The organism is Streptomyces sp. NPDC046465 (assembly GCF_040646035.1).
GTDB lineage: Bacteria > Actinomycetota > Actinomycetes > Streptomycetales > Streptomycetaceae > Streptomyces.
In genome coordinates this window covers 1-1,333 of the sequence record NZ_JBEYZK010000090.1, presented here as the reverse complement: position 1 = coordinate 1,333, position 1,333 = coordinate 1, and the positions used below count along the sequence as shown (strand labels likewise).

Here is a 1,333-nt window from a genome sequence, read left to right as displayed (position 1 = left end):
ATGACCCTGGTCGGCAACCCCCGCATCATCTTCCTCGACGAGCCCACCACCGGCCTCGACCCCCGCTCCCGCCACACCATGTGGCAGATCATCCGAGGCCTCGTCGCCGACGGCGTCACCGTCTTCCTCACCACCCAATACCTCGAAGAAGCCGACGAACTCGCCGACCGCATCGCCGTACTCCACGACGGGAAGATCGCCGCCGAAGGCAGCGCGGAAGAACTCAAGCGCCTCATCCCCGGCGGCTACGTACGCCTGCGCTTCACCGACCCCCACACCTACCGCACCGCCGCCCACACCCTCCCCGACACCACCCTCCCCCAAGCTCTCGGCCTAGCTCGAGCAGGGGGTGCCCCCATCGACGAAGCCCTCACCCTCCAACTCCCCTACGACGGCAGCCAAACCGCCCTGCGCACCATCCTCGACCGCCTGGACACCCACGGCATCGAGGCCGACGAACTCACCGTCCACACCCCCGACCTCGACGACGTCTTCTTCGCCCTCACCGCCCCCGCCCCCATCCCCGCCCAGCAGCAGAACCAGCCCAAGGAGAACGTCCGATGAGCGCCCTCGCCCTCGCCCTCCGCGACTCGTCCACCATGCTGCGCCGCAACCTCCTGCACGCCCGCCGCTACCCCTCCCTCACCCTGAACCTGCTGCTCACCCCGGTCATGCTGTTGCTGCTCTTCGTCTACATCTTTGGCGACGCGATGAGTTCGGGCATCGGCGACGGCGGCGCGGACCGCTCCGCGTACATCGCGTACGTCGTCCCCGGCCTGCTCCTGATGACCGTCGGAAGCACCCTCATCGGCACCGCGGTCTCCGTCTCCAACGACATGACCGAGGGCGTCATCGCCCGCTTCCGCACCATGGCCATCCACCGGCCCTCGGTGCTCATCGGGCACGTCGTCGGCAGTGTGCTGCAGTCGGTCGCCAGCGTGGTCCTGGTGGGCGCCATCGGTGTGGCCATCGGCTTCCGGTCCACGGACGCGTCCGTACTGGAGTGGCTGGCCGCTTTCGGACTGCTCGTGCTCTTCTCCATGGCGCTCACCTGGATCGCGGTCGGCATGGGCCTGGTCAGCCCGAACGCCGAGGCCGCGGGCAACAACGCGATGCCGCTGATCCTGCTGCCGCTGCTCTCCAGCGCCTTCACCCCCGTCGACGCCATGCCGGGCTGGTTCCAGCCGATCGCCGAGTACCAGCCCTTCACCCCCGCCATCGAAACCCTGCGCGGCCTCCTGCTCGGCACCGAGATCGGCCACAACGGCTGGCTGGCCGTGGCCTGGTGCCTGGGCCTGGCGGTGCTCGGCTACTTCTGGTCGACCGCGAAGTT

Annotated in this window: 1 protein-coding gene and 1 pseudogene; both read left to right on the top strand. The window is 68.9% G+C overall.

The window, feature by feature from the left end; translation table 11 throughout:
- A pseudogene (locus tag ABZ953_RS39395) lies at positions 1-564 on the top strand (ABC transporter); the annotation flags it as partial.
- Positions 561-1,333 (top strand): ABC transporter permease (locus ABZ953_RS39390; RefSeq protein ID WP_361734352.1); only part of this gene is annotated, 773 nt, incomplete at its 3' end. The pseudogene ABZ953_RS39395 and the gene ABZ953_RS39390, both read left to right, overlap by 4 nt.